The following is a 21,725-nucleotide window of genomic DNA, read 5'->3' on the forward strand; positions in this document are numbered from 1 at the left end:
CAATTAATTTTGGAAGCAGAGACTTATGAAACTTGTATTTAATGTTTTTCGGAGCCAATTTTTGAGTCAAAACTGAGGCTAATTTACTGCCATAAATAGAAGTGAATATGCTGGAAATAAGCTTGGATTTAACAAATTAAACTGTTTTTGAAACAATCAAAACATCCATGCTGTTGAGCTATTACGGTGTTAATAGCGTGTTGGTTGTCAGGGCGGTTAATAATGAACTGACGACAAGTTCGCATTGTGTTTGACTGTAGCGTCGATGGCTTCGTGGCTTTTCTACGAGAAAATACTGTGGTGGCATAATCGTTTCATGTAGACGATGTAACTCTGCGATGGGAAGCGGCGCTAGTTTTAATCCCGGCATATGTTTTACGGTATGCATATCAATACTCGAACAAAATGCCACACTTTGCATGGTGAGAAGGTGGGCATACCATTCTTCCCGATCTGTGACTCTTTCAATCGAGGGTAACAACAGCCCTTGGCGCTGACAGAACAGTTCTAGTGGGTCAATTCTGCTGTTAAAGCCCTTCAGTTCAATACATAGAAATGAATAACGGCATATGTGCTCAAGGCTGATTTCAAGTTGGCTTTCCCAAAGGGAATGATGTTTCGAGGCAACGACATAGACATTTGAAATACAGCCCAAGCGTGTAACACTAAGCTCTTTGGATTCGGTCGGCTCTATTGTGATCCCAAAATCTAATTCACCTGCATGTATCAGTTCTGCACTATTATCTTGCCACTTGTGTAGTCTTATTTGGCCTAATTCACTTATCACATCGGGTGAACTGAGCTGTGGTGCTAAGAAACTTAATAATCCATTACTTGCGGCTATATGGAGCGGTAATTCAACGTGACTCGCTGCATTTTGCAGCTGCATTGCAGATTGTTCTAGATGATAAACCGAATCGGTGAATTGGCAAATAGCGACATACAGACTTTCAGCAAGAGGTGTGGGTTTGAGCCCCTGTTGGCGCCGATAAAATAGTTCATCATTAAATGTTAACCGTAGCGCATTGAGACAGCGGCTAATTTTGGGAGCCGACACATTTAACGCTTTGGCGGCACTATTTGCATGTCCGTTATCAAAAATACTTTTAAATACAAGTAAGGTGAATACATCAAGTTCGCAGATTTGTTTTAGTAATTGATTGCTCATTTGGTCTCGCCTTGCGATGAGTCTGAGTCTGCAGTCACACAGTTTTGCCTAAGCATATCGATACCATTGATTAAGCAGCAAACCGTATGCACAAAATGCATTGTTGGTGGATTAGGTTAGCAGTTGTCGTACGGCTTAACTGTGATCTCAATCTTTAATTTAACAATTGGTTAACCAACGATGCTAGTCATTGGATTGTATGGTGTTTATTTAGGCGATTTTGGGCTGGAGGAGTAATTTAGCGAGCTCATCATCTTCATCAGAGTCGCTCGTAGTTGGTTGGAACAACGACACATCACTCGCGTGACGTAGGCTAGAATTTAGCGGCGCAAATAAAGGTTAATCTCTAAACGTCGACACACCCTCGCTCTTTTATGGGCTGAAATGTGGATTAGTCATTTTGACTCTGCGATAACAATACGTTTGTCGATGTTGCAGAGGGCAGGCTATGTGCGTGGATTGTCTGGTGATCTTCCTTAATCCTTAAACCAATAAACTGGCCGCCTTCATTGACTTGCATTGAAGTACAAGCAACATCACCGTCGACAATCCCATGTGCTTGGATGACTAAGCGCTCGCAAATCAATCGGCCTTTGAAATAACCATCAATAATTAATTCTCGACACTTTACCTCGCAGTGAAGACTTCCCGTTTGCTCAACAATCACATTCGCCTGTGACAGTATTTGACCTTGAACTTCACCACCAATCAACACATCGCCAGCAAATTCAATATTGCCAGTCAGCCTAGTGCCTTTAGCAATAAAACTGAGCGCGGGGGACGATTTGCGGGTAAACAGGAGATTTTTGCCAAACATGGTGATGAGAAACCTAATACATTGGGAATGAAATACTAACGTAAATACAGGGACAAGCCTAGGGCGCTCAATGGCTATTCTGCTTGCTTAATACTAATCGCTTGATTTGGGCACGGAGCGACACAGGCGCCACAACCCGTACATAGGCTTGTATCAATTTTCGGCATAGGCGCTTTGCCTACACTTAGGGTGAAACTGATGGCGCGGGGCTCACAAGCATCCTTACAACTTTGGCACCAAATACCTTGAAAGGTTAAGCAGTTATCTTGAATAGCCGCGATGTGTTGCCATGGCGTTTGGGTCAAATCAAACAACTTTTGCTCAGGACAGACAGTGGCGCATTGAGTACAAAAAGTGCATTCATTGTCCTTAAACGAGACTTCAGGGAAGCCGCCATCACCTTTGAAAATTATCTTAGTTTCACAGGCGGTGATACAGGCTGAGCAGCGAGTACAGATATCGGTAAATTCTACCCCCTCGCGCACCCAAGGCGGCCTAATCGCCAAGGACTTTCGGCGACTAAAGAGACTACGGCGACTGTGATTAATGCTTTCTGTCATAGGTGTTTAATGGATAACAATCTTTATTAATCGAGAAGAAAAATGGCTTGGGAATTACCACAAGCCATTTAGATGATTAGCTTTTATAACCATTGGGATTGGTTGATTGCCAATGCCAACTGCTATTGGCCATATCCTCAATACTATGGGTCGCCTGCCAGCCCAAATCGGTTCTAGCATGCTCAGGGTTTGCATAACAGGCGGCAATATCTCCTGGGCGGCGTGGTGCAATCTGATAGGCAATCGATTTACCACAGGCCTTCTCGAAGGCTTTAACCATATCGAGCACGCTGTAACCTTGGCCTGTACCTAGATTGTAGGTGACAAGCCCCGGTTTTGTGGCGAGTTTCTCAAGGGCTTTAAGGTGACCAATGGCTAAATCCACCACATGGATATAATCACGAACGCCAGTTCCATCGTGGGTTGGGTAATCATTGCCGAACACACTGAGGGCCTCGCGTTTACCCACGGCGACTTGGGCTATAAATGGCATCAAGTTATTCGGAATATCGTTAGGATCTTCGCCAATCAAACCACTGGCATGGGCACCAACGGGGTTGAAGTAACGTAAACGAGCGATATTCCAACTTGGGTCGCTATGGTGTAAATCCGCCAGAATATGCTCAACCATCAATTTAGATTGACCATAGGGGTTAGTGGCACCCGTTGGAAAATCTTCGGTAATGGGCAGGCTAGCAGGATCACCATACACAGTTGCCGAGGAACTAAAGACGAGATTTTTCACCTTAAACTCTGCCATCACTTGGCAAAGAATTAAGGTGCCAGTCACGTTATTCTCATAGTATTTCAGTGGCTTAGCTACTGACTCACCGACGGCCTTTAATCCAGCAAAGTGGATAACGGCATCGATGTTATGGTCGCTAAAGACTTTCTGTAGTAAGGCCTTATTGAGAATATCGCCTTGGTAGAATGTGACCGATTTACCGGTAATGCGCTCGACACGGTTTAGTGCTTCGATACTTGAATTAGACAGGTTGTCTAATACAATCACTTCGCTTCCCGCATTAAGTAATTCCACTACGGTATGAGTGCCAATATAACCGGCGCCTCCGGTCACTAAAATCGTCATTATTTAATTCCCTTTACAACTGTTTTTAAGTAGTGGGCAAAATCTTCACCGATTTCGCTGTGGCGCAGAGCGTATTCTACGTTAGCGCGCATATAGCCTTGTTTGTTACCGCAGTCGTGACTCTTACCTTGCATATAGTAAGCGTTTACGGTTTCTTGCTTCATTAACATCGCAATGGCGTCTGTTAATTGGATTTCATCACCTGCGCCCGCAGGCGTTTTGGCCAGCAATGGCCAAATTGCTGCGGGTAACACGTAACGGCCAACAACGGCTAAGTTAGATGGCGCTTCATCAACTGGAGGTTTTTCAACGAGTTCGACTAATGGCTCTGATTCACCAGGCTGCAAATCGTGGCCGTTCACATCGGCAATACCATATTGATTGACTAAATGATGTGGTACGCCTTCAACCATGATTTGACCCACTTGGGTTTCATCAAACAGGCTTACCATTGCGGCAAGGTTATCGGTTTTTAAGTCGCAACTGGCGTCATCGATAATCACATCCGGCAGCAATACGGCAAAAGGTGCATCACCTACTACGGATTTAGCGCATAAAATAGCGTGACCTAAGCCTTTAGCTTGGGATTGACGTACGCTGATCACCGTCACGTCTTTCGGGCAAATGGATTGCACCGCTTCGAGTAATTGACGTTTTACACGGCGCTCTAATTGCGCTTCTAATTCAAAACTGGTGTCGAAATGGTTTTCGATAGAGTTTTTACTGGCGTGGGTTACGAGCACAATTTCTTTGATACCCGCGGCAATAGCTTCACTAACGACATATTGGATCAGTGGCTTATCAACAACAGGGAGCATTTCCTTAGGGATAGCTTTGGTCGCAGGAAGCATACGAGTGCCAAGTCCGGCGACAGGAATAACGGCTTTACGAATTTGATGTTGTTTCATTGCGAACCTTCAGATTAAGGAGAGGCGATTATTGGGCAATATTGTAAATGACCTACGCAGAAAAGCCATTTGCAAACGCCGAAATTTGTCGGTTTTTCTGCATATTATCTGTTTATCGTCGTCATTTTTACGTTTGAATGTCAAGGATTGATACCCATCTGGGTGAGTCTGTATGTATATTGTCCATGCCTTTTAAACGACTTGTAATATTTGCTTTACGTTTACGTCACATTGACGCGCAAACAATAAACTGTGAGGGAGTTAACAAAAATCGAGGCTTAGATCACTATGGAGGCATTAGTGTCAGCCATGAAGTGAATTTTATGACTAAAGAAATTGCGCACACTGCGCCCTATGTTGCGAGAAGTGCAGATGATTCAGGGTATATCCATTACCCACAGGAAGAACATGAGATTTGGAGCCAATTGTATGCTCGCCAAGCGGTGAACCTGCCTGGGCGTGCCTGTAAGGAGTATCTGCAGGGACTTGATGCCTTGGCGATGCCCAAGGATCGCATCCCACAATTGGCGGAGATAGACAAAGTGCTACAGGCCACTACGGGCTGGAAAACCGCGGCCGTGCCCGCCTTAATTTCCTTTGGTCGATTCTTTGAGCTATTGGCTAACAAGGAGTTTCCGGTCGCGACTTTTATCCGCCGTAAGGAAGAGTTTGATTACCTGCAAGAGCCAGATATTTTCCATGAGATTTTTGGTCATTGCCCCTTGTTGACCAATCCATCCTTTGCCCATTTTTCGCATATGTATGGTCAATTAGGCTTAAATGCCAGCAAGGAAGACCGAGTATTTTTGGCACGTTTGTATTGGTTTACCGTCGAGTTTGGTTTGCTCAAGCCTCAACAGGGTGAACTGTGTATCTATGGCGGTGGTATTTTGAGTTCTCCTGGCGAAACCTTATATGCGATGGAAAGCCAAGTGCCTGAACGTAAACCGTTCGATCTTTTAGATGTGCTACGCACGCCTTATCGTATCGATATTATGCAGCCAATTTACTATGTGATTGAACATATTGATGTATTAGATGAAATCGCCAAAATGGATATTATGGCCTATGTGGCTAAGGCGCGGCAGCTCGGCTTGTTTGCCCCTAAATATCCGCCCAAGGCCAAGAAGGCCAGCTAATGGCTGACCATAAAAAAACGAATTGAATAAAGCGTAATAAGTGCAACGGATTGAACCTGTGATGTTGCCAATAGGAGTATGTATGACCGCGTTAAACCAAATGAAATGTGAAGCTTGCCAAGCCGATGCACCGAAAGTGACTGATGAAGAATTGGCCGAGCTTATCCGCATGATCCCCGATTGGGGCGTGCAAGTGCGTGACGGCATCATGCAATTGGAACGGGTGTACAAGTTTAAAAACTTTAAACTAGCAATGGCATTTACCAATAAGTTGGCGGAATTGGCCGAGGAAGAATTCCATCATCCTGGTATTTTAACCGAGTGGGGCAAGGTGACCGTGACTTGGTGGTCACACTCAATTAAGGGGTTGCATAAGAATGACTTCATTATGGCGGCCAAGACCGACCAGTTATTAGATTAAAAAGTTAATATTTTAAATCAGCATCTTAATGCAATTTTGATGCTGATTTTTTCTTCCTGTTACAAATGCACTGTAAACTAGGCTTGCCACTTTGAGCGTAACCTTCTAACGTATACACGCCCAGCTATTTATCTAGTCCCTTACGTTTGCGTAAACTGAACTTGTTTCGTCAAACGCATGTCTTATGAAGGTCACCTCAGGGACTATAGCTCGCACGTTTTATTCCAAAATTCGAATCAAAAAAGGGAATATCAGTCATTATGCGCTTGGAAGTTAGCTGTCAAGATCGCGTGGGTTTAGCGAAAGACATCTTAGTCGTGTTAGAACGTTATGGCATTAATCTCATTGCCATTGATGCCAGTAACCAAGGTTTTCTTTACCTGCAATTTGCTGAAGTCAGTTTTGAAACCTTAAGCGCCTTGATGCCGCAGATCCGCAAAGTGGAGAGCGTCCACGATGTACGAACGGTGTCATTTATGCCGTCGGAGCAAGAACACTACGCCTTAAAAACCCTACTTAAAACTCTCCCAGACTCTGTGTTTTCCATCGATGTGAAGGCACGTATTCGCATTGTGAACGAATCGGCGCTGCTCAATATGGGCATGGGTGAACACGAAGTGCTTGATGAATCCTTAAACCATTGGGTACAAGGGTTTAACTTCAGCCGCTGGCTGAGTGAGGGCCAAGTGCTGCCGCAGGCGGCGCGGGTTAATATCGGCCAAAACGAATATCTGGCTGAAATGTTACCGATTTATTTACCTGATGAGGACGAGAAAACTATCCTCGTCGGTGCGGTGGTGTCGCTTAAATCGCCTGCGCGGGTGGGGAAACAATTTAATGCGCTGCAAAATCAAACCACAGGCTTTGAAAATGTATTGGCCAGCAGTGACAAGATGAAAGAAGTGCTTAAACAAGCCCGCCGCATGGCGCAGCTCGATGCGCCATTACTGATCACGGGCGAAACTGGCACCGGTAAAGAATTAATGGCCAGAGCCAGCCATGATGCCAGCATGCGCCGCGAAAAGCCGTTTATTGCCATTAACTGTGCGGCATTGCCCGATAGCGCCGCCGAAGAAGAACTGTTTGGCTACGTTAGCCAAGGTAAAGTCATTAAACGTGGTTTTTTTGAAGAGGCGAAGGGCGGCACTGTATTTCTTGATGAAGTGGCCGAAATGTCCAAGGCGGCACAGGTTAAATTGCTGCGGTTATTACAGGATGGCACCTTTAGACGTATCGGTGGCGACGAAGAAGTCCGCGCCGATGTACGGATTATCTGCTCGACCCAGAAAAACTTAGCCGAGTTGTGCCAAACCGGTGAGTTTAGAGAAGATTTGTACTATCGCATCCATGTACTTAGCTACCATATTCCGTCACTGCGCGAGCGCAAAGTTGATATTATTCCGCTGACAGAGATGTTCCTCGAGCATTACAGTCAGCAACTCTCTAGTCCTGTCAGGCGGATTTCGGCCCAATGCCGCGATCATCTATTAACTTACGCTTGGCCGGGTAACGTGCGTCAGCTTAAGAATGCGGTTTTCAGAGCCGTATCCATGTGGGATGGTTCAGGCGAGCTGACCGTTGAGCAACTTAAGTTACCATCCTACGCCGAAGGTTTTGGTTATTTCGATAATGCCTTCGAAGGTAATCTCGATGATGCGATGAAGCAATTTGAGGCTAGCTTACTGCGCCGCTTGTATCCTGCTTACCCTAGTACTCGCCAATTGGCGAAGAAATTGGGCGTGTCTCATACGGCTATCGCCAATAAACTTAGGGAATATAAGATCGCCAAGCCAAAGTAATCTTGCTTTAAGCTTAGGATGTAACAGTATCGTTCCACTTTGTTGTCGACTTTTTCACCATATCGTTCAGCGAAATAGTGACAAGTGGCAACAGGGTCGGAAACGTAATGATTAGTTTACAAAATGTGAAAAAATAAGCTGAAATGTGATTTTGCTCACGCTATAGGAATCCGTCGTCGCTTCGGGTATTTCTACGCACAGCAAACCCTAATACAGAGTCAATATAGGTTTTTATTTACCTATGTTCTCGTCAGCAAAAAATTCGCGTTAGCTGATATTGTCGGTTAACTATAACGAGATAAAAAGCGCAGTACGCCGAGCCGTAGAAGCACAGGAGCAGATATGAAACTTGCCAGTTATAACAATGGTCGCCGCGATGGTCAGTTAATGTTAGTGAGCCGCGATCTTACTCAAACGGTGGCTGTGCCAGCGATTGCCCATACGATGCAACAATTACTCGATGGTTGGGAATTGCTCAAACCGCAATTACAAGAATTGTATGATGCGCTCAACGAAGGCAAATTACCGAACGCGCAAGCCTTCGATGAAACCAAATGTTTATCACCCTTACCACGCGCTTATCAGTGGGCCGATGGTAGTGCCTATGTAAACCATGTGGAATTAGTGCGTAAGGCGCGCGGCGCTGAAATGCCAGAAACCTTCTGGACCGATCCGCTGTTTTACCAAGGCGGCTCTGACAGCTTTATCGCGCCCAAGGCGGATATCCCGCTGGCGAGCGAAGACTGGGGCATCGATTTCGAATCGGAAATCGCTGTGATCACTGATGATGTGCCCATGGGCGTGAGTGTTGAAAATGCAGCGAAACACATCAAACTGCTGATGTTAGTTAATGATGTGTCACTGCGTAATTTGATCCCTGCTGAACTCGCCAAAGGTTTTGGTTTCTTCCAATCTAAACCTTCGAGCAGCTTCTCGCCGGTAGCCATTACGCCAGATGAATTAGGCGCACGTTGGGAAGATTCAAAGGTGCACCTACCGCTTATCACATACCTAAACGGTGAGTTATTTGGCCGCCCGAATGCGGGTGTGGATATGACCTTTAACTTCAGTCAGTTAGTTTCTCATGTTGCTAAAACCCGTCCATTGGGTGCGGGCGCAATTATCGGTTCTGGTACGATTTCTAACTATGACCGCAGTGCCGGCTCAAGCTGCTTAGCTGAAAAACGTATGCTCGAAGTCATTGCCGATGGTAAAGCTAGCACACCGTTTATGCGTTTTGGCGACACAGTGCGTATTGAAATGCTTGATGACAAGGGAATGTCAATTTTTGGCTCTATCGATCAAAAAGTGGTTGAGTACAAGGCGTAAGGCTTTTGTGCGAACACAGTGACAGATAATATTGACGGGGCTTTTAGCCCCGTTTTTTCAGCAGAACATAAGGACAGCGTGAGATGAAACTATACGGTTATTGGCGCTCTAGCGCCGCCTATCGTGTGCGTATTGCCCTCAATCTTAAAGGCGTGAGCGCCGAGCAGTTGTCGGTGCATTTAGTGCGTGATGGTGGTGAACAACATAAAGCGGATTATATTGCCTTAAATCCGCAGGAACTTGTGCCTACACTGGTGGTTGATGATGAGCAGGATGGTGATGCGTTAACCCAATCTTTGGCGATTATCGAATATCTGGATGAGCTATATCCTAAAACGCCGCTATTGCCTGCGTCGGCGCTTGAACGTGCCCATGTGCGCGCCATGGCCTTAACCATTGCCTGTGAAATTCATCCACTCAATAACCTGCGGGTATTGCAATATTTAACTCAGAAGCTGAACGTCGATGAAGAAGCCAAAACCGCTTGGTATCACCATTGGGTGGCGAGTGGGTTTGCGGCGCTCGAAACCCAACTTGTGCGCCATAGTGGCCGCTATTGTTTTGGTGACAAAGTGACGCTAGCGGATCTGTGTTTAGTGCCACAAGTATACAACGCCCAGCGTTTTAATGTGGATTTAACGCCGTACCCCAATATTATGCGGGTGTGGGCTGAGTGTAATTTGCTGCCAGCCTTTGCGGATGCGGCGCCAGAGCGCCAAGCCGATGCAGTTTAACCTATCATTAACTGCTTATTAAGTGCGATGAAATCGATGATGAAGTGGCGTGAGTCGATGTCACTTCTGTGTTTCTAACTTATTAAAGCGGATATTGGCCATGACTGAAGCCGAATTAAATGCATTGTTATGCGCATGGCTAAGCCAAGATAAACAGCGGTTAAGGGCACTTGAATTAGCGCAGCAATGTGCCCAAGTGTATGATATTCCGCAGTGGTGCTTGGCGGCGGGGTTTGTCCGTAATCTGGTGTGGGACAAATTGCACGATATTAAGCCGCGTCCGTTAAACGATATCGATCTGATTTACTATTGTCCCTTGGATACTCTTCCTGAGCGAGATAGGGCGATAGAAGCCTACCTACAAACACTGGCGCCAGACTTACCTTGGTCAGTAAAAAATCAGGCGCGAATGCACCTTAAGCATCTCGACAATCCCTATCAATCGACACTGGATGCAATGTGTTATTGGCCCGAAATCGAAACTGCTGTCGGTGTGTCGCTTGAACAGACGCTTAAGTTTTCTGCTCCAGCCATTGAAGGCTTACACATCATCGCCCCCTTTGGCTTAGCCTCATTATTTGCCTTACAACTAACGCCCAATCCTCGGCGTCCTTTAGCGTTATTTCATCAACGGTTAGCCGCAAAGTCTTGGCTTAAACAATATCCGCGACTAGCTGTAGCCTATTGAGCCATTTGGTTAAGATGAGTTTAGAGGCTTATTCTTTTATTCGCAGATGAGTGAGTGTAAACCGAAATAAGCACCTTCTAGGTCGATTCTTAATTCCTGTCTTTGTCTGCTTTTGGATTCTTTCGCGTTTTTTCTACTGAATATCGTCGAATTTCATCGGATTTTAATTTCAATTTATGTTGATTAAATGTAAATGGCGAAATTGGCAATTTTCCTCCTATTACCTCTTCTGGAGGTGATTAGTGATAGCTAATTAATGCGGTTGGTCACAAAAAATGAACCGGTATTGTCAATAAATGTTTAGATAACGTGATTTGTATCTCATGGTTTATACCTCGAAATAAGTATCGCCGCTTAATCTTGATTTAGATCAATAAGGTGAATAATTTTATCTGGCAGTGTAGGCGTCAATTGTTAAGGATGTAATGTAAAACAAAAACCTATGTTGTACATATGGAGTATGATGATGAATAAAACTACTGTTTCTACACTGATCGCTGCCACCCTGTTAGCCGCTGGTTTCTCTGCTTCTGTTTCTGCCCATCAAGCGGGCGATATCATTGTTCGTGCCGGTGCTGTGGTTGTCGCGCCAAGTGAATCTAGTGATCCAGTTGCTACGTTTGGTGAGTTTCAAATCAGCAATAACACTCAACTGGGCTTGAACTTTGGCTACATGCTGACCGATAACTTCGGGGTAGAGTTATTAGCAGCGACTCCATTTAGCCATGATGTCTCTTTAGGTGGTAATAAGATTGCTGAAACCAAACATTTGCCACCAACTCTAGTGGCACAGTACTATTTTGGTAATGCTCAATCTGCATTACGTCCATATGTAGGCGTGGGTGTGAACTACACTAACTTCTTCGACAATGAATTCACCAACGATTTAAATGGTGCCTTAACTGACTTAAGCATGAGCACCTCCTGGGGCCTAGCGGCGCAAGCGGGTATCGATTATCAAGTCAATAAAAACTGGTTAGTTAACGCCTCTGTGTGGTATGCGCAAATTAGCACCGATGTGAAGTTTAAGTTAGCGGGTGATACTAAAGTAATTGATACTGACATTAACCCATGGGTTTATATGGTCAGCGTGGGTTACACTTTCTAATCATCTGATTTTAAAGTAACAAAAAAGGAGCCAGCGGCTCCTTTTTTGTTTTCGCAGTGTAATAAAGCTAAACGCGGAACAACACTACTTTTTAGCCTTTTTCGGCTTCCAGTGGCGAGTGTTATAGATAAACTCAGGCAGTAATTTAGTCAGCCAAGCCACTAAGCGCCAACGCTTGGTCACATACACGCGGCGTTTACCCTGCTGCATGGCCTTAATGATCTGCGCCGCCACTTGCGGGAGCGGGGCAAGCCATAGCGTGCTTTGCTGCATGGCGGCCTTATCCAGTAAACCAAGTTGAATATCGGTAATAGTAATAGGCAACTTAAGCCGCTGGGCATGCATGCTTAAGCCTTCCAAATAGTTTTGCGCAAAGGCTTTAGAGGCATGGTAAGCCACACTCGGGCCGCCGCGCAGACCAGCAATCGAGTTAATGGTGGCAAGCTGGCCGTAACCCTGTTCGCGAAATAATCTAAATGCGGTATTACAGATAGCGGCAAAGCCCCGCACATTGACGTCGATAATATCTTGCTCTGGTAACCATGGCAGCTCAGGGTCGTAACTATTCAGTCCGGTATTCACCAAGACTAAATGAGCACCGCCGAGACCTTGCCAGACGTTTTCAAGCTGTTCGATGATAATGCTTGGCTGTTCAATTTGCAGTGAAAATACTTGTACCTTGGTAGGTAAGGTCGAGGCGAACTCGCGCAGCGATTCAACATCCTGTGCAAAAAGTGCTAATTCAACTTGCTGTTCGGCCAATTGTTTGGCAAGTTCGCGGCTTAAATGTGAGCTAGCGCCCACAATTATCGCTGTTGCTTGGGTCATAAATTTTTCGGCAACGAAATGGTGGCTTATCATAGGAAGATATGCCCAGCATGACAAGATTTATAGCTTGGGCGTATAGACATCCAGAAGTCTTTATGTATGATTAGGAGAAATGAAATGACACATGGGTTAAGGATTAGCGGACTGACATCTGCATGGCAAAAATGGGCGGCAATGGTATTACTCACTGTGACGAACATGATGACAGGTTGTGCCACACCAAATGCAGTTGTTGAGATTAAAGGTGAGGCCATGTATCGCGAACGTATCGCACTGCCTGCCGATGCCAAGTTGATTGTGCAGTTGCTTGATGTCTCTAAGATGGATGTACCTGCTGTGGTGATGGCAGAGCGTGAGAGTCAAGGCGCTAAAACCCCTACGCAATTTAGTTTTACTATAGGGCGCGATCAGTTTGAAGCAGGGCATACCTATGCCATTGGTGCAAGGATAATGCTCGGTGATAAGTTATTGTTTATTAATACTCAAGCCTATCATGTCGATCTCAATTCGACTGAGCCTATGACGATACTGCTTGAGAAAGTCGGCCGCTAATTTGTTTGCTCTTTGCTGAGTGGCATACGCGCGCCGGAACCCTTGATTGTTTGAACAGAAGAGGCGCGGTATGCCAGTTAAAATTCCAGATCATCTGCCAGCAGCAGGGATTTTAGAATCTGAAAATATTTTCGTAATGTCCGAAACCCGGGCAGCCAATCAGGATATCAGACCGATGAAGGTACTGATCCTGAACTTGATGCCTAATAAAATTGAGACCGAAACCCAGCTTCTACGCCTTTTAGGCAACACGCCTTTGCAGGTGGATGTGGATTTACTGCGTATTCACGATAAAGAGTCGAAGCATACTTCTATCGATCATATGAACACCTTCTACCGTGATTTTGAGGATGTGCGCCATAAAAACTACGACGGCCTAATCATCACTGGCGCGCCGTTAGGGCAAATTGATTTTGAAGATGTGACTTATTGGGACCATATCCGTGAAATTATCGATTGGTCACAGCAGCATGTTACCTCGGTGCTCTTCCTCTGCTGGGCGGCGCACGCTGGGCTTTACCATCTCTATGGATTAAATCGTAAAATTCTTGAGCAAAAGCGCTCAGGGGTGTTTGTCCATCGCCGCACCTGCCAGCATTTTCCGCTGCTACGCGGATTTGATGATGAGTTCTTTGCACCGCATTCCCGCTTTGCCGAGATGGATATTGAAGAGCTTAAGCGACATCCTGAACTACAAGTGCTGGCAGAGTCCGAGGAGGCCGGAGCCTATTTGGTCCTCAGTCGCAATAATCGCAACCTGTTTGTCATGGGTCACCCTGAGTATCAAAAATCTACCTTAAACGATGAATATTATCGGGATTTGGCGCAGGGATTAAACCCAAATGTGCCACAAAACTATTATCGTAACGATGATCCTAAGGCCGATGCCATTGCCCGTTGGCACAGCCATGGCAGTTTGTTGGTGAGTAATTGGCTTAACTATTACGTTTACCAATTAACGCCTTACGACCTGAGTGATATGACGGCGATGACGCCATGGGAATCGCAGTAGGGACGTTGTTTTAGTTTGTCAGGCATTGACGGTTTCTTAAGTTCAATGCCTGTCGAATTATCTCGCTATGCTGTTTCTGTTTGCTTAAATTTTTTGAACTGACTAATAAATTTACCATTCGCTTAGCCACTGTTTGCTCGCCTGTTAACTTCATTTGTCTTTAGCGCTGTTCAACCTCAGCAGGTATGGTTTGTGTTACTGCTGCAAGGTAAGCGCTTTTATTGAGTCACTTCCTCCTTGTTACCATTTCAAATGCCGTTAAGGCCTCTCGACTGTAAATTCTGACTGACAATCTGGCGTGGATAAAATCGATACATTAGACCAAGGAATACTTGCTTTACGTTCGCGTAAACGTCAGAGTGGTTTCATTGTTACTATTTATCCGCCGCTGGCGAGTGTTACCGCCAAGGCACATTTAGCTTGGAGTCCCCATGAGTACTGAACAATTTAACCAAGAGATCGTTATCGTTGCCGCTAAACGCACACCAATGGGTGGCTTTCAAGGCAGTTTGTCTGGCGTAACGTCTCCGAGCTTAGCGGCCACCGCCATCAAAGCCCTGTTAGCTGATACCCAAGTTGCGGGTGATAAGGTTGATGAAGTGTTAATGGGCTGCGTATTGCCAGCGGGTCTGGGTCAAGCACCTGCGCGTCAGGCAACCTTAGGTGCAGGTTTACCCCTGTCTGTTGGCGCTACGACCGTAAACAAAGTCTGTGGCTCTGGGATGAAAACCGTGATGCTTGCCCACGATTTACTCAAAGCGGGCAGTGCTAAGTTGGTGGTTGCTGGTGGTATGGAAAGCATGAGCCAAGCTCCTTACTTGCTAGATAAAGCGCGCGCTGGCATGCGTATGGGCCATGGCAAGGTCTTAGATCATATGTTCCTCGACGGTTTAGAAGATGCCTACACTGGCGGCGCTATGGGCACATTCGCCCAGAAAACTGCCGATGAATACGGCTTAACCCGCGAGCAAATGGATGCCTTTGCCCTAAGCTCACTGGAAAAAGCCAATGCGGCTATTACTTCTGGCGCCTTCAAGGCGGAAATTGTACCTGTGACGGTAAGCGATCGCCGTGGTGATGTGATTATCGATACCGATGAGCAGCCTGGTAACGCTCGCCCTGAAAAAATCCCTGCACTGCGCCCAGCCTTTGCTAAAGACGGCACTATTACTGCGGCAAACTCAAGCTCGATTTCCGATGGTGCAGCGGCGCTGATGCTAACCACCCGCGCCAATGCCGAGCAGTTAGGCTTAACTGTTCTGGCCACCATCAAGGGCCACACCACCCATGCCCAGGAGCCATCACTCTTTACCACGGCGCCCGTTGGCGCGATGGCAAAACTGTTGAGCAATGTCGGCTGGTCTAAGGATGAGGTTGATCTGTTCGAAATCAACGAAGCTTTTGCCATGGTGACTATGCTGGCCGTTTCTGAATTAGGTTTAGATATGGCCAAAGTGAACGTAAATGGCGGCGCCTGCGCCTTAGGTCATCCTATCGGTTGCTCGGGCGCACGTTTGCTGGTGACCTTAATTCATGCACTTAAAGCCCGTGGGCTTAAGCGCGGCGTAGCCTCACTCTGTATCGGTGGCGGCGAAGCAACCGCTATGGCTATCGAAGTCTAAGCAAAGGCTTAATTGCGAATAACTGCTAAATCAACAAGACCAAGACTGAGCTGGCAAGGGCAAACATCCCACTGAGGATAAACATAATATCGCACCGCCAGCTCCACCCTAAACAAGGAAAAGGATTGCAACATGACCACACAAGTTAAGCATTACATCGATGGCGAATTCACCTTAGGCACAGGAACATCACAAATCGTGGTGACCAATCCCGCCAATAACGAGCCAATCGCCCTTATCAACAGTGCAACTGCCGATGAAGTGCACGTGGCCATTGCTAGTGCCAAGGCGGCATTTAAAACGTGGAAAGAAGTACCTGTGTCTGAGCGTGCCCGTGTCATGTTGCGCTATCAACACTTACTTAAAGAACATCACGATGAGTTAGCGACCATCCTTGCCCATGAAACCGGTAAAACCTTTGAAGATGCCAAGGGCGATGTCTGGCGCGGAATTGAAGTGGCGGAGCATGCCTGCAACATTGCCTCATTACTGATGGGTGAAACCGTTGAAAACGTTGCACGCTCTATCGATACCTACAGCTACACTCAGCCTCTGGGTGTGTGTGCGGGCATCACGCCGTTTAACTTCCCAGCGATGATCCCCCTGTGGATGTTCCCACTGGCGATTGCCTGCGGTAACACTTTTATCCTTAAGCCATCAGAGCAAGACCCAATGACGCCACAGCGCTTAGTTGAGCTGTTTGTCGAAGCGGGTGCGCCAAAGGGCGTGTTACAGCTGGTGCATGGCGATAAGACGGCGGTCGATATCCTGCTGGCAGACCCTGCGGTGAAAGCCATTTCCTTCGTCGGCTCTGTGGCTGTAGGTCAATACATCTACAAAACTGGTACCGATAACTTAAAACGCGTGCAAGCCTTTGCTGGGGCGAAAAACCACTGTGTGATCATGCCTGATGCAAACAAACAGCAAGTGCTCAACAACCTAGTCGGTGCTTCTGTCGGCGCGGCGGGTCAACGCTGTATGGCGATTTCGGTCGCGGTATTTGTCGGCGCGGCTAAGGAGTGGATCCCTGAGCTCAAAGAAGCGCTGGCGAAGGTTCGCCCAGGTTTATGGGACGATAAAGAAGCCGGTTACGGCCCGCTGATAAGCCCAGCCGCCAAAGCGCGCGTGCTTAAACTTATCGCCCAAGGTAAGCAAGAGAGCGCAGAGTGTTTACTCGATGGCAGCGATTTTACTGTGGCGGGCTATGAGTCAGGTAACTGGGTCGGGCCAACCATGTTCACTAAGGTCACGACCGATATGAGCATCTATAAAGAAGAAATCTTTGGCCCTGTGCTCTGCTGTATGGAATCCGATTCATTAGAAGACGCCATCGAACTGGTTAACGCCAGCCCGTACGGCAATGGTACTTCTATCTTTACCGCCAGCGGCGCCGCAGCCCGTAAATATCAACACGAAATCGAAGTCGGCCAAGTCGGTATTAACGTGCCTATCCCTGTGCCATTACCTTTCTTCTCATTCACGGGTTGGAAGGGCAGTTTCTACGGCGACCAACACGCCTACGGTAAGCAAGCGGTACGTTTCTACACTGAAACTAAGACCATTACCTCTCGCTGGTTCGAGTCGGACATTGCGGTGGCAGCTGGCCCTAATATGAGCATTAACTTGCGCTAAGCGGTTTAAATAACAGTTTCAACGCATTGTGAAACGGCAGGTTATTCAGTCTAAATGTGGCGCCAGTGGGCGCCTATTGATGATAAGCCTGCTGATAAATTCACTGTGTATTACGCAAAGAAATTTACGAAAGAAATGGCCAAAGAGTCATAGGAGAGCCAAATGGATTTTAATTTCAACGAAGACCAACGCCAATTTGCCGATCTGGCTCGCCAGTTCGCGGCGGATGAACTCGCCCCCTTTGCCGCCAAATGGGACGAAGAACATCATTTCCCTAAGGATGTGATCCAAAAAGCCGGTGAGCTGGGTTTCTGCTCCCTGTATTCCCCCGAATCGGAAGGCGGCATGGGCTTGTCGCGCTTAGATGCCTCGATTATTTTCGAAGAGCTATCGAAAGGCTGTACAGCCACAACGGCCATGCTGACAATCCACAATATGGCCACGTGGATGGTCACCACCTGGGGCACAGAAACTTTGCGTCAAGCTTGGTCTGAGCCCTTGACCACGGGTCAAATGCTGGCGTCTTACTGCTTAACTGAGCCAGGCGCTGGCTCGGATGCGGCATCTTTGCAAACCAAAGCGGTGCGTGATGGTGATGAATACGTGGTATCTGGCTCGAAGATGTTTATCTCGGGCGCGGGCGCAACTGAATTGCTGGTGGTGATGTGCCGCACTGGGCAAGCTGGGCCTAAAGGAATATCGGCGATTGCCATTCCTGCAGATGCCGCTGGCGTTATCTACGGTAAAGCTGAAGATAAAATGGGCTGGAACGCGCAGCCGACGCGCTTAGTTACCTTTGATAACGTGCGCGTGCCGGTTGCAAACCTACTCGGTGAAGAAGGTCAAGGTTTTACCTTTGCGATGAAAGGCTTAGACGGTGGCCGCATCAATATTGCTACTTGCTCTGTCGGTACGGCGCAGGCAGCCCTAGAGCGTGCAACCCAGTATATGAACGAACGTCAGCAATTTGGTAAGCCGCTGGCTGCTTTCCAAGCGCTGCAATTTAAACTGGCCGATATGGCGACCGAATTAGTGGCCGCGCGTCAAATGGTGCGTCTAGCCGCCTTTAAACTCGACAGTGGCGATCCAGAAGCGACCGCCTATTGTGCGATGGCGAAGCGCTTTGCTACTGATGTGGGTTTTCAAGTTTGCGATGCGGCGCTGCAAATTCATGGCGGATATGGTTATATCAGGGAGTATCCGTTAGAGCGTCACTTCCGTGATGTTCGTGTACACCAGATTTTAGAGGGCACTAACGAGATTATGCGCCTCATTATCGCCCGTCGTTTACTCGACGAAAATGCCGGACAAATCCTTTAAGCTGCCCTAATTGGACTGTAGGATTTGGCGATAACAGATTGGAAATATAAGGGAGCCGAAACAGATGGACTATTTAGTTGAGCGTATTGAAGGCCACACGGCCATTCTGACCATGAACAATCCGCCGGCCAATACTTGGACCGCCCAGAGTTTACAGGCGCTCAAGGCCAAAGTGCTGGAGCTTAATGCTAACAAGGACATTTACGCGCTGGTGTTAACTGGCGAGGGCAACAAGTTTTTCTCCGCGGGTGCCGATTTAAAACTGTTTAGCGACGGTGATAAGGGCAATGCGGCGAGCATGGCAAAACACTTTGGCGAAGCATTTGAAACCTTAAGCCAGTTCCGCGGCGTGTCGATTGCCGCTATTAACGGTTATGCCATGGGCGGCGGCTTAGAAGTCGCGCTGGCCTGTGATATTCGTATCGCCGAAACCCAAGCCGTGATGGCGCTGCCTGAGGCGACCGTTGGCCTGCTGCCCTGTGCGGGCGGTACCCAAAACCTCACTGCTTTAGTGGGCGAAGGTTGGGCAAAACGTATGATCCTCTGCGGTGAGCGGGTGAATGCCGCCCAAGCGCTGAATTTGCGTTTAGTCGAGGAAGTGGTTGAAACGGGTGAGGCCTTAAATGCGGCGATTGCACTGGCCGCCAAAGTGGCGAATCAGAGCCCAAGCAGCGTCACCGCCTGTAAGACATTAATCCAAGCTGGGCGCCAAATGCCGCTTAGCCAAGCCTTACCGATAGAGCGTGAACTGTTTGTCGGTTTGTTCGATACTGAAGATCAGGCCGAAGGCGTGAACGCGTTTTTGGAAAAACGTAAAGCTGATTGGAAGAACCGCTAATGACAAATTTAGTAGATAAGGCTGCACACACGTCCACCACACCAAATGTGGTTTTTCAAACTTTAGCCACCGCCTCAGGTAAATTAGTTGGGGTGGTGACGCTCAATGTTGAAAAAGCCCTCAACGCCTTGGATCTCGATATGGTTCGAGCCATGACGGTGCAGCTCAATTTGTGGAAAAAAGATCCGTTAATCGCCTGTGTGGTACTCGATGGCAGCGGAGAAAAGGCGTTTTGTGCGGGTGGCGATGTGCGGGCGTTATATCACGCCTCAGTTGCTGCTAAGGGACAGGTGACTGAGGTTGCTAAAGTATTCTTTGAAGAAGAATATCGTCTCGATTATCTACTACATACCTTTGGCAAACCTGTGTTGGTATGGGGTGATGGCATAGTGATGGGCGGTGGTCTCGGCTTGATGGCGGGCGCGAGTCATAGAGTGGTGACCGAAACCTCTCGTATCGCTATGCCTGAAGTCACCATCGGGCTTTATCCCGATGTGGGCGGCAGTTATTTCCTCAACCGCATGCCGGGCAAAATGGGGCTGTTTTTAGGCTTAACGGCCTATCAAATGAACGCCGCCGATGCCTGTTACGTTGGCCTTGCCGATCATTATCTAAATCGTGACGACAAAGAGCTGATGTTCGATGCCATGGCGACTCTAGATTGGAGCGACACGCCAGCGCTGAACCATCAACGACTCGACTCGATGATTAACGAACTGTCTAACCAAGTGGACATCCCTAAAGGCGATAGTTTACTGGCCGAGAGCCAAGAGATTATCGATAGGCTGATGGCGGGCAGTTTGACGGATATCGTCAGCCGTATGTCAACCTTAAGCACCGATGAAGCCTGGTTAAATAAAGCCTGCTCGACCATGCTTGCTGGCAGTCCTATCAGTTGGCATTTGGCGTATATCCAAACCCAACTCGGCACCAAACTCAGCCTAGCACAATGTTTTAAATGGGAATTAACCGTCAGCGTGAACACCTGCGCTAAGGGCGATTTCTGTGAAGGCGTACGGGCACTGCTGATTGATAAAGACAGACAGCCCAAATGGCAATTTGCCGATGTGCAATCCGTGCCAAACAGCGTTATCGAGGACATTTTGACGTCACCTTGGGGAGAAGAACATCCCTTAAGCCAATTAAGCTAAGCCAATCGATGGCAGGTAAAGCGAGTGCTTTGCCTGCCATTTTTATCTGGAATAAAAAACTATCTGGAATAATAAACACACCAGAACACAGGAGTGATGGCATGAGTACAGTAGCATTTATCGGTTTAGGTAATATGGGCGGCCCAATGGCGGCCAATTTATTAAAAGCGGGCATGACGGTACGTGTCTTCGACTTAGTGCCTGCCGCCATGCAAGCCTTGGCCGACCAAGGCGCTTTAGTATCGAGCACGGCATGCGGCGCCGCGGCAGGGGCCAATGTGGTGATCACTATGCTGCCTGCGGGTAAGCATGTCAGAAACTTATACTTAGGCAATGGTAGTGAGAAAGGTCTACTCGACGTAGTCGCTGGCGATACCTTGCTGATTGATTGCTCGACCATTGATGCCCAAAGCGCTCAATTGGTGGCGGCCGAAGCGGCTAAAAGCGGCATCGAATTTATCGATGCGCCAGTATCGGGCGGCACGGCGGGGGCTGCGGCGGGAACCTTAACCTTTATTTGTGGTGGTTCGGACATCGCCTTCGAACGCGCGCAACCTGTACTTAACGCTATGGGCAAGAATATCTTCCACGCGGGCGGCGCTGGTGCGGGTCAAGTCGCTAAAATCTGCAACAACATGCTGTTATCTGTGCTGATGGTAGGTACTTCTGAGGCGCTGCAAATGGGGATTGACCATGGTCTCGACCCTAAAGTGCTGTCGGACATTATGAAGGTCAGCAGCGGCGGTAACTGGACCTTAGAGAAGTACAATCCTTGCCCGGGTGTGATGGAGAATGTGCCTTCTTCTAAGGGCTATCAGGGCGGCTTTATGGTAGATTTGATGGTTAAAGATCTCGGCCTCTCCCAAGAAGCCGCATTATTGAGCAATTCGAGTACACCCATGGGCTCACTCGCACGCAGCTTGTATGTGAATCATGCACGACAAGGCAATGGTCGCCGAGACTTCTCCAGTATTTTTGAACAATTTTCACCACTTAAAAAATAGATAAA

At 47.5% G+C, this 21,725-nt stretch carries 21 protein-coding genes; 15 read left to right on the forward strand and 6 right to left on the reverse strand.

The annotated features are described in order from the left end of the window. Positions 1-181 precede the first annotated feature (181 nt). The 5 genes from MMG82_RS16970 to galU all read right to left on the reverse strand — a co-directional run bounded on the left by MMG82_RS16970 (position 182) and on the right by galU (position 4,543). Positions 182-1,168: a LysR family transcriptional regulator gene (locus MMG82_RS16970; RefSeq protein WP_047539193.1), complete on the reverse strand. Its 987-nt coding sequence runs from the start codon at positions 1,166-1,168 to the stop codon at positions 182-184. A 391-nt stretch (positions 1,169-1,559) separates the two neighbouring features. After that, a complete protein-coding gene (locus MMG82_RS16975) occupies positions 1,560-1,985 on the reverse strand; it encodes a polymer-forming cytoskeletal protein (RefSeq protein ID WP_047539190.1) in 426 nt (141 codons plus the stop codon). A 74-nt stretch (positions 1,986-2,059) separates the two neighbouring features. Then, complete coding sequence (gene napF / locus MMG82_RS16980; RefSeq protein WP_047539189.1) at positions 2,060-2,545, reverse strand: ferredoxin-type protein NapF; 486 nt, start codon at positions 2,543-2,545, stop codon at positions 2,060-2,062. Between the two features lie 76 nt (positions 2,546-2,621). Beyond that, the gene (gene galE, locus MMG82_RS16985; RefSeq protein WP_047539186.1) at positions 2,622-3,635 is read right to left on the reverse strand and encodes a UDP-glucose 4-epimerase GalE; all 1,014 of its coding nucleotides are present in this window, start codon (positions 3,633-3,635) and stop codon (positions 2,622-2,624) included. Beyond that, a complete protein-coding gene (gene galU / locus MMG82_RS16990) occupies positions 3,635-4,543 on the reverse strand; it encodes a UTP--glucose-1-phosphate uridylyltransferase GalU (protein WP_037416817.1) in 909 nt (302 codons plus the stop codon). Before galU ends, galE begins: the two co-directional genes overlap by 1 nt. A 185-nt stretch (positions 4,544-4,728) precedes the next feature. Between galU and phhA the strand changes: the two genes are divergently transcribed. The 7 genes from phhA to ompW all read left to right on the forward strand — a co-directional run bounded on the left by phhA (position 4,729) and on the right by ompW (position 11,761). Beyond that, positions 4,729-5,682, forward strand: a complete 954-nt coding sequence (gene phhA, locus MMG82_RS16995; RefSeq protein ID WP_231570517.1) for a phenylalanine 4-monooxygenase — start codon at positions 4,729-4,731, stop codon at positions 5,680-5,682. Between the two features lie 82 nt (positions 5,683-5,764). Further along, positions 5,765-6,103, forward strand: coding sequence for a 4a-hydroxytetrahydrobiopterin dehydratase (locus MMG82_RS17000; protein ID WP_047539180.1), 339 nt, complete (start codon positions 5,765-5,767; stop codon positions 6,101-6,103). 260 nt (positions 6,104-6,363) lie between these two features. Beyond that, complete coding sequence (tyrR, locus tag MMG82_RS17005) at positions 6,364-7,902, forward strand: transcriptional regulator TyrR (protein WP_011071819.1); 1,539 nt, start codon at positions 6,364-6,366, stop codon at positions 7,900-7,902. Positions 7,903-8,244: 342 nt separating this feature from the next. Continuing rightward, positions 8,245-9,231 carry a fumarylacetoacetate hydrolase family protein gene (locus MMG82_RS17010; protein WP_047539177.1) on the forward strand — a complete coding sequence of 329 codons (987 nt, stop codon included), beginning with the start codon at positions 8,245-8,247 and terminating at the stop codon, positions 9,229-9,231. Positions 9,232-9,314: 83 nt separating this feature from the next. Further along, positions 9,315-9,965, forward strand: coding sequence for a maleylacetoacetate isomerase (maiA, locus tag MMG82_RS17015; protein WP_047539174.1), 651 nt, complete (start codon positions 9,315-9,317; stop codon positions 9,963-9,965). Between the two features lie 100 nt (positions 9,966-10,065). Further along, on the forward strand, positions 10,066-10,653 hold the full coding sequence (locus MMG82_RS17020) for a nucleotidyltransferase family protein (RefSeq protein ID WP_047539172.1): 588 nt from the start codon (positions 10,066-10,068) through the stop codon (positions 10,651-10,653). Positions 10,654-11,116: 463 nt separating this feature from the next. Further along, the gene (ompW, locus tag MMG82_RS17025; protein ID WP_047539169.1) at positions 11,117-11,761 is read left to right on the forward strand and encodes an outer membrane protein OmpW; all 645 of its coding nucleotides are present in this window, start codon (positions 11,117-11,119) and stop codon (positions 11,759-11,761) included. Between the two features lie 84 nt (positions 11,762-11,845). Here ompW and MMG82_RS17030 read toward each other — a convergent pair whose 3' ends face one another. Further along, positions 11,846-12,589 (reverse strand): SDR family NAD(P)-dependent oxidoreductase, encoded by a 744-nt coding sequence (locus tag MMG82_RS17030; RefSeq protein ID WP_047540725.1) that lies wholly within the window; start codon positions 12,587-12,589, stop codon positions 11,846-11,848. A gap of 117 nt (positions 12,590-12,706) precedes the next feature. Between MMG82_RS17030 and MMG82_RS17035 the strand changes: the two genes are divergently transcribed. From MMG82_RS17035 to mmsB, 8 genes are all read left to right on the forward strand, one after another. Then, a complete protein-coding gene (locus MMG82_RS17035) occupies positions 12,707-13,141 on the forward strand; it encodes a YbaY family lipoprotein (protein WP_047539166.1) in 435 nt (144 codons plus the stop codon). Positions 13,142-13,211: 70 nt separating this feature from the next. Further along, positions 13,212-14,153 carry a homoserine O-succinyltransferase gene (gene metA, locus MMG82_RS17040; protein WP_047539164.1) on the forward strand — a complete coding sequence of 314 codons (942 nt, stop codon included), beginning with the start codon at positions 13,212-13,214 and terminating at the stop codon, positions 14,151-14,153. Positions 14,154-14,584: 431 nt separating this feature from the next. Continuing rightward, positions 14,585-15,775 carry an acetyl-CoA C-acyltransferase gene (locus tag MMG82_RS17045; protein WP_241407165.1) on the forward strand — a complete coding sequence of 397 codons (1,191 nt, stop codon included), beginning with the start codon at positions 14,585-14,587 and terminating at the stop codon, positions 15,773-15,775. A 132-nt stretch (positions 15,776-15,907) separates the two neighbouring features. Beyond that, positions 15,908-17,407, forward strand: a complete 1,500-nt coding sequence (locus tag MMG82_RS17050; RefSeq protein ID WP_241407166.1) for a CoA-acylating methylmalonate-semialdehyde dehydrogenase — start codon at positions 15,908-15,910, stop codon at positions 17,405-17,407. A gap of 162 nt (positions 17,408-17,569) precedes the next feature. After that, a complete protein-coding gene (locus MMG82_RS17055) occupies positions 17,570-18,727 on the forward strand; it encodes an acyl-CoA dehydrogenase family protein (protein WP_241407167.1) in 1,158 nt (385 codons plus the stop codon). Positions 18,728-18,791: 64 nt separating this feature from the next. After that, positions 18,792-19,565, forward strand: a complete 774-nt coding sequence (locus MMG82_RS17060) for an enoyl-CoA hydratase (protein ID WP_241407168.1) — start codon at positions 18,792-18,794, stop codon at positions 19,563-19,565. Further along, positions 19,565-20,716, forward strand: coding sequence for an enoyl-CoA hydratase/isomerase family protein (locus MMG82_RS17065; protein ID WP_099457845.1), 1,152 nt, complete (start codon positions 19,565-19,567; stop codon positions 20,714-20,716). The genes MMG82_RS17060 and MMG82_RS17065 overlap by 1 nt, the downstream gene beginning before the upstream one ends. Positions 20,717-20,817: 101 nt before the next feature. Next, entirely contained in the window at positions 20,818-21,720 is a 903-nt protein-coding gene (gene mmsB, locus MMG82_RS17070) for a 3-hydroxyisobutyrate dehydrogenase (RefSeq protein ID WP_099457846.1), read from the forward strand. Positions 21,721-21,725: the final 5 nt, after the last annotated feature.

Origin of the sequence: Shewanella sp. MM_2022_3, assembly GCF_022557375.1 — a bacterium.
Lineage (GTDB): Bacteria > Pseudomonadota > Gammaproteobacteria > Enterobacterales > Shewanellaceae > Shewanella > Shewanella xiamenensis.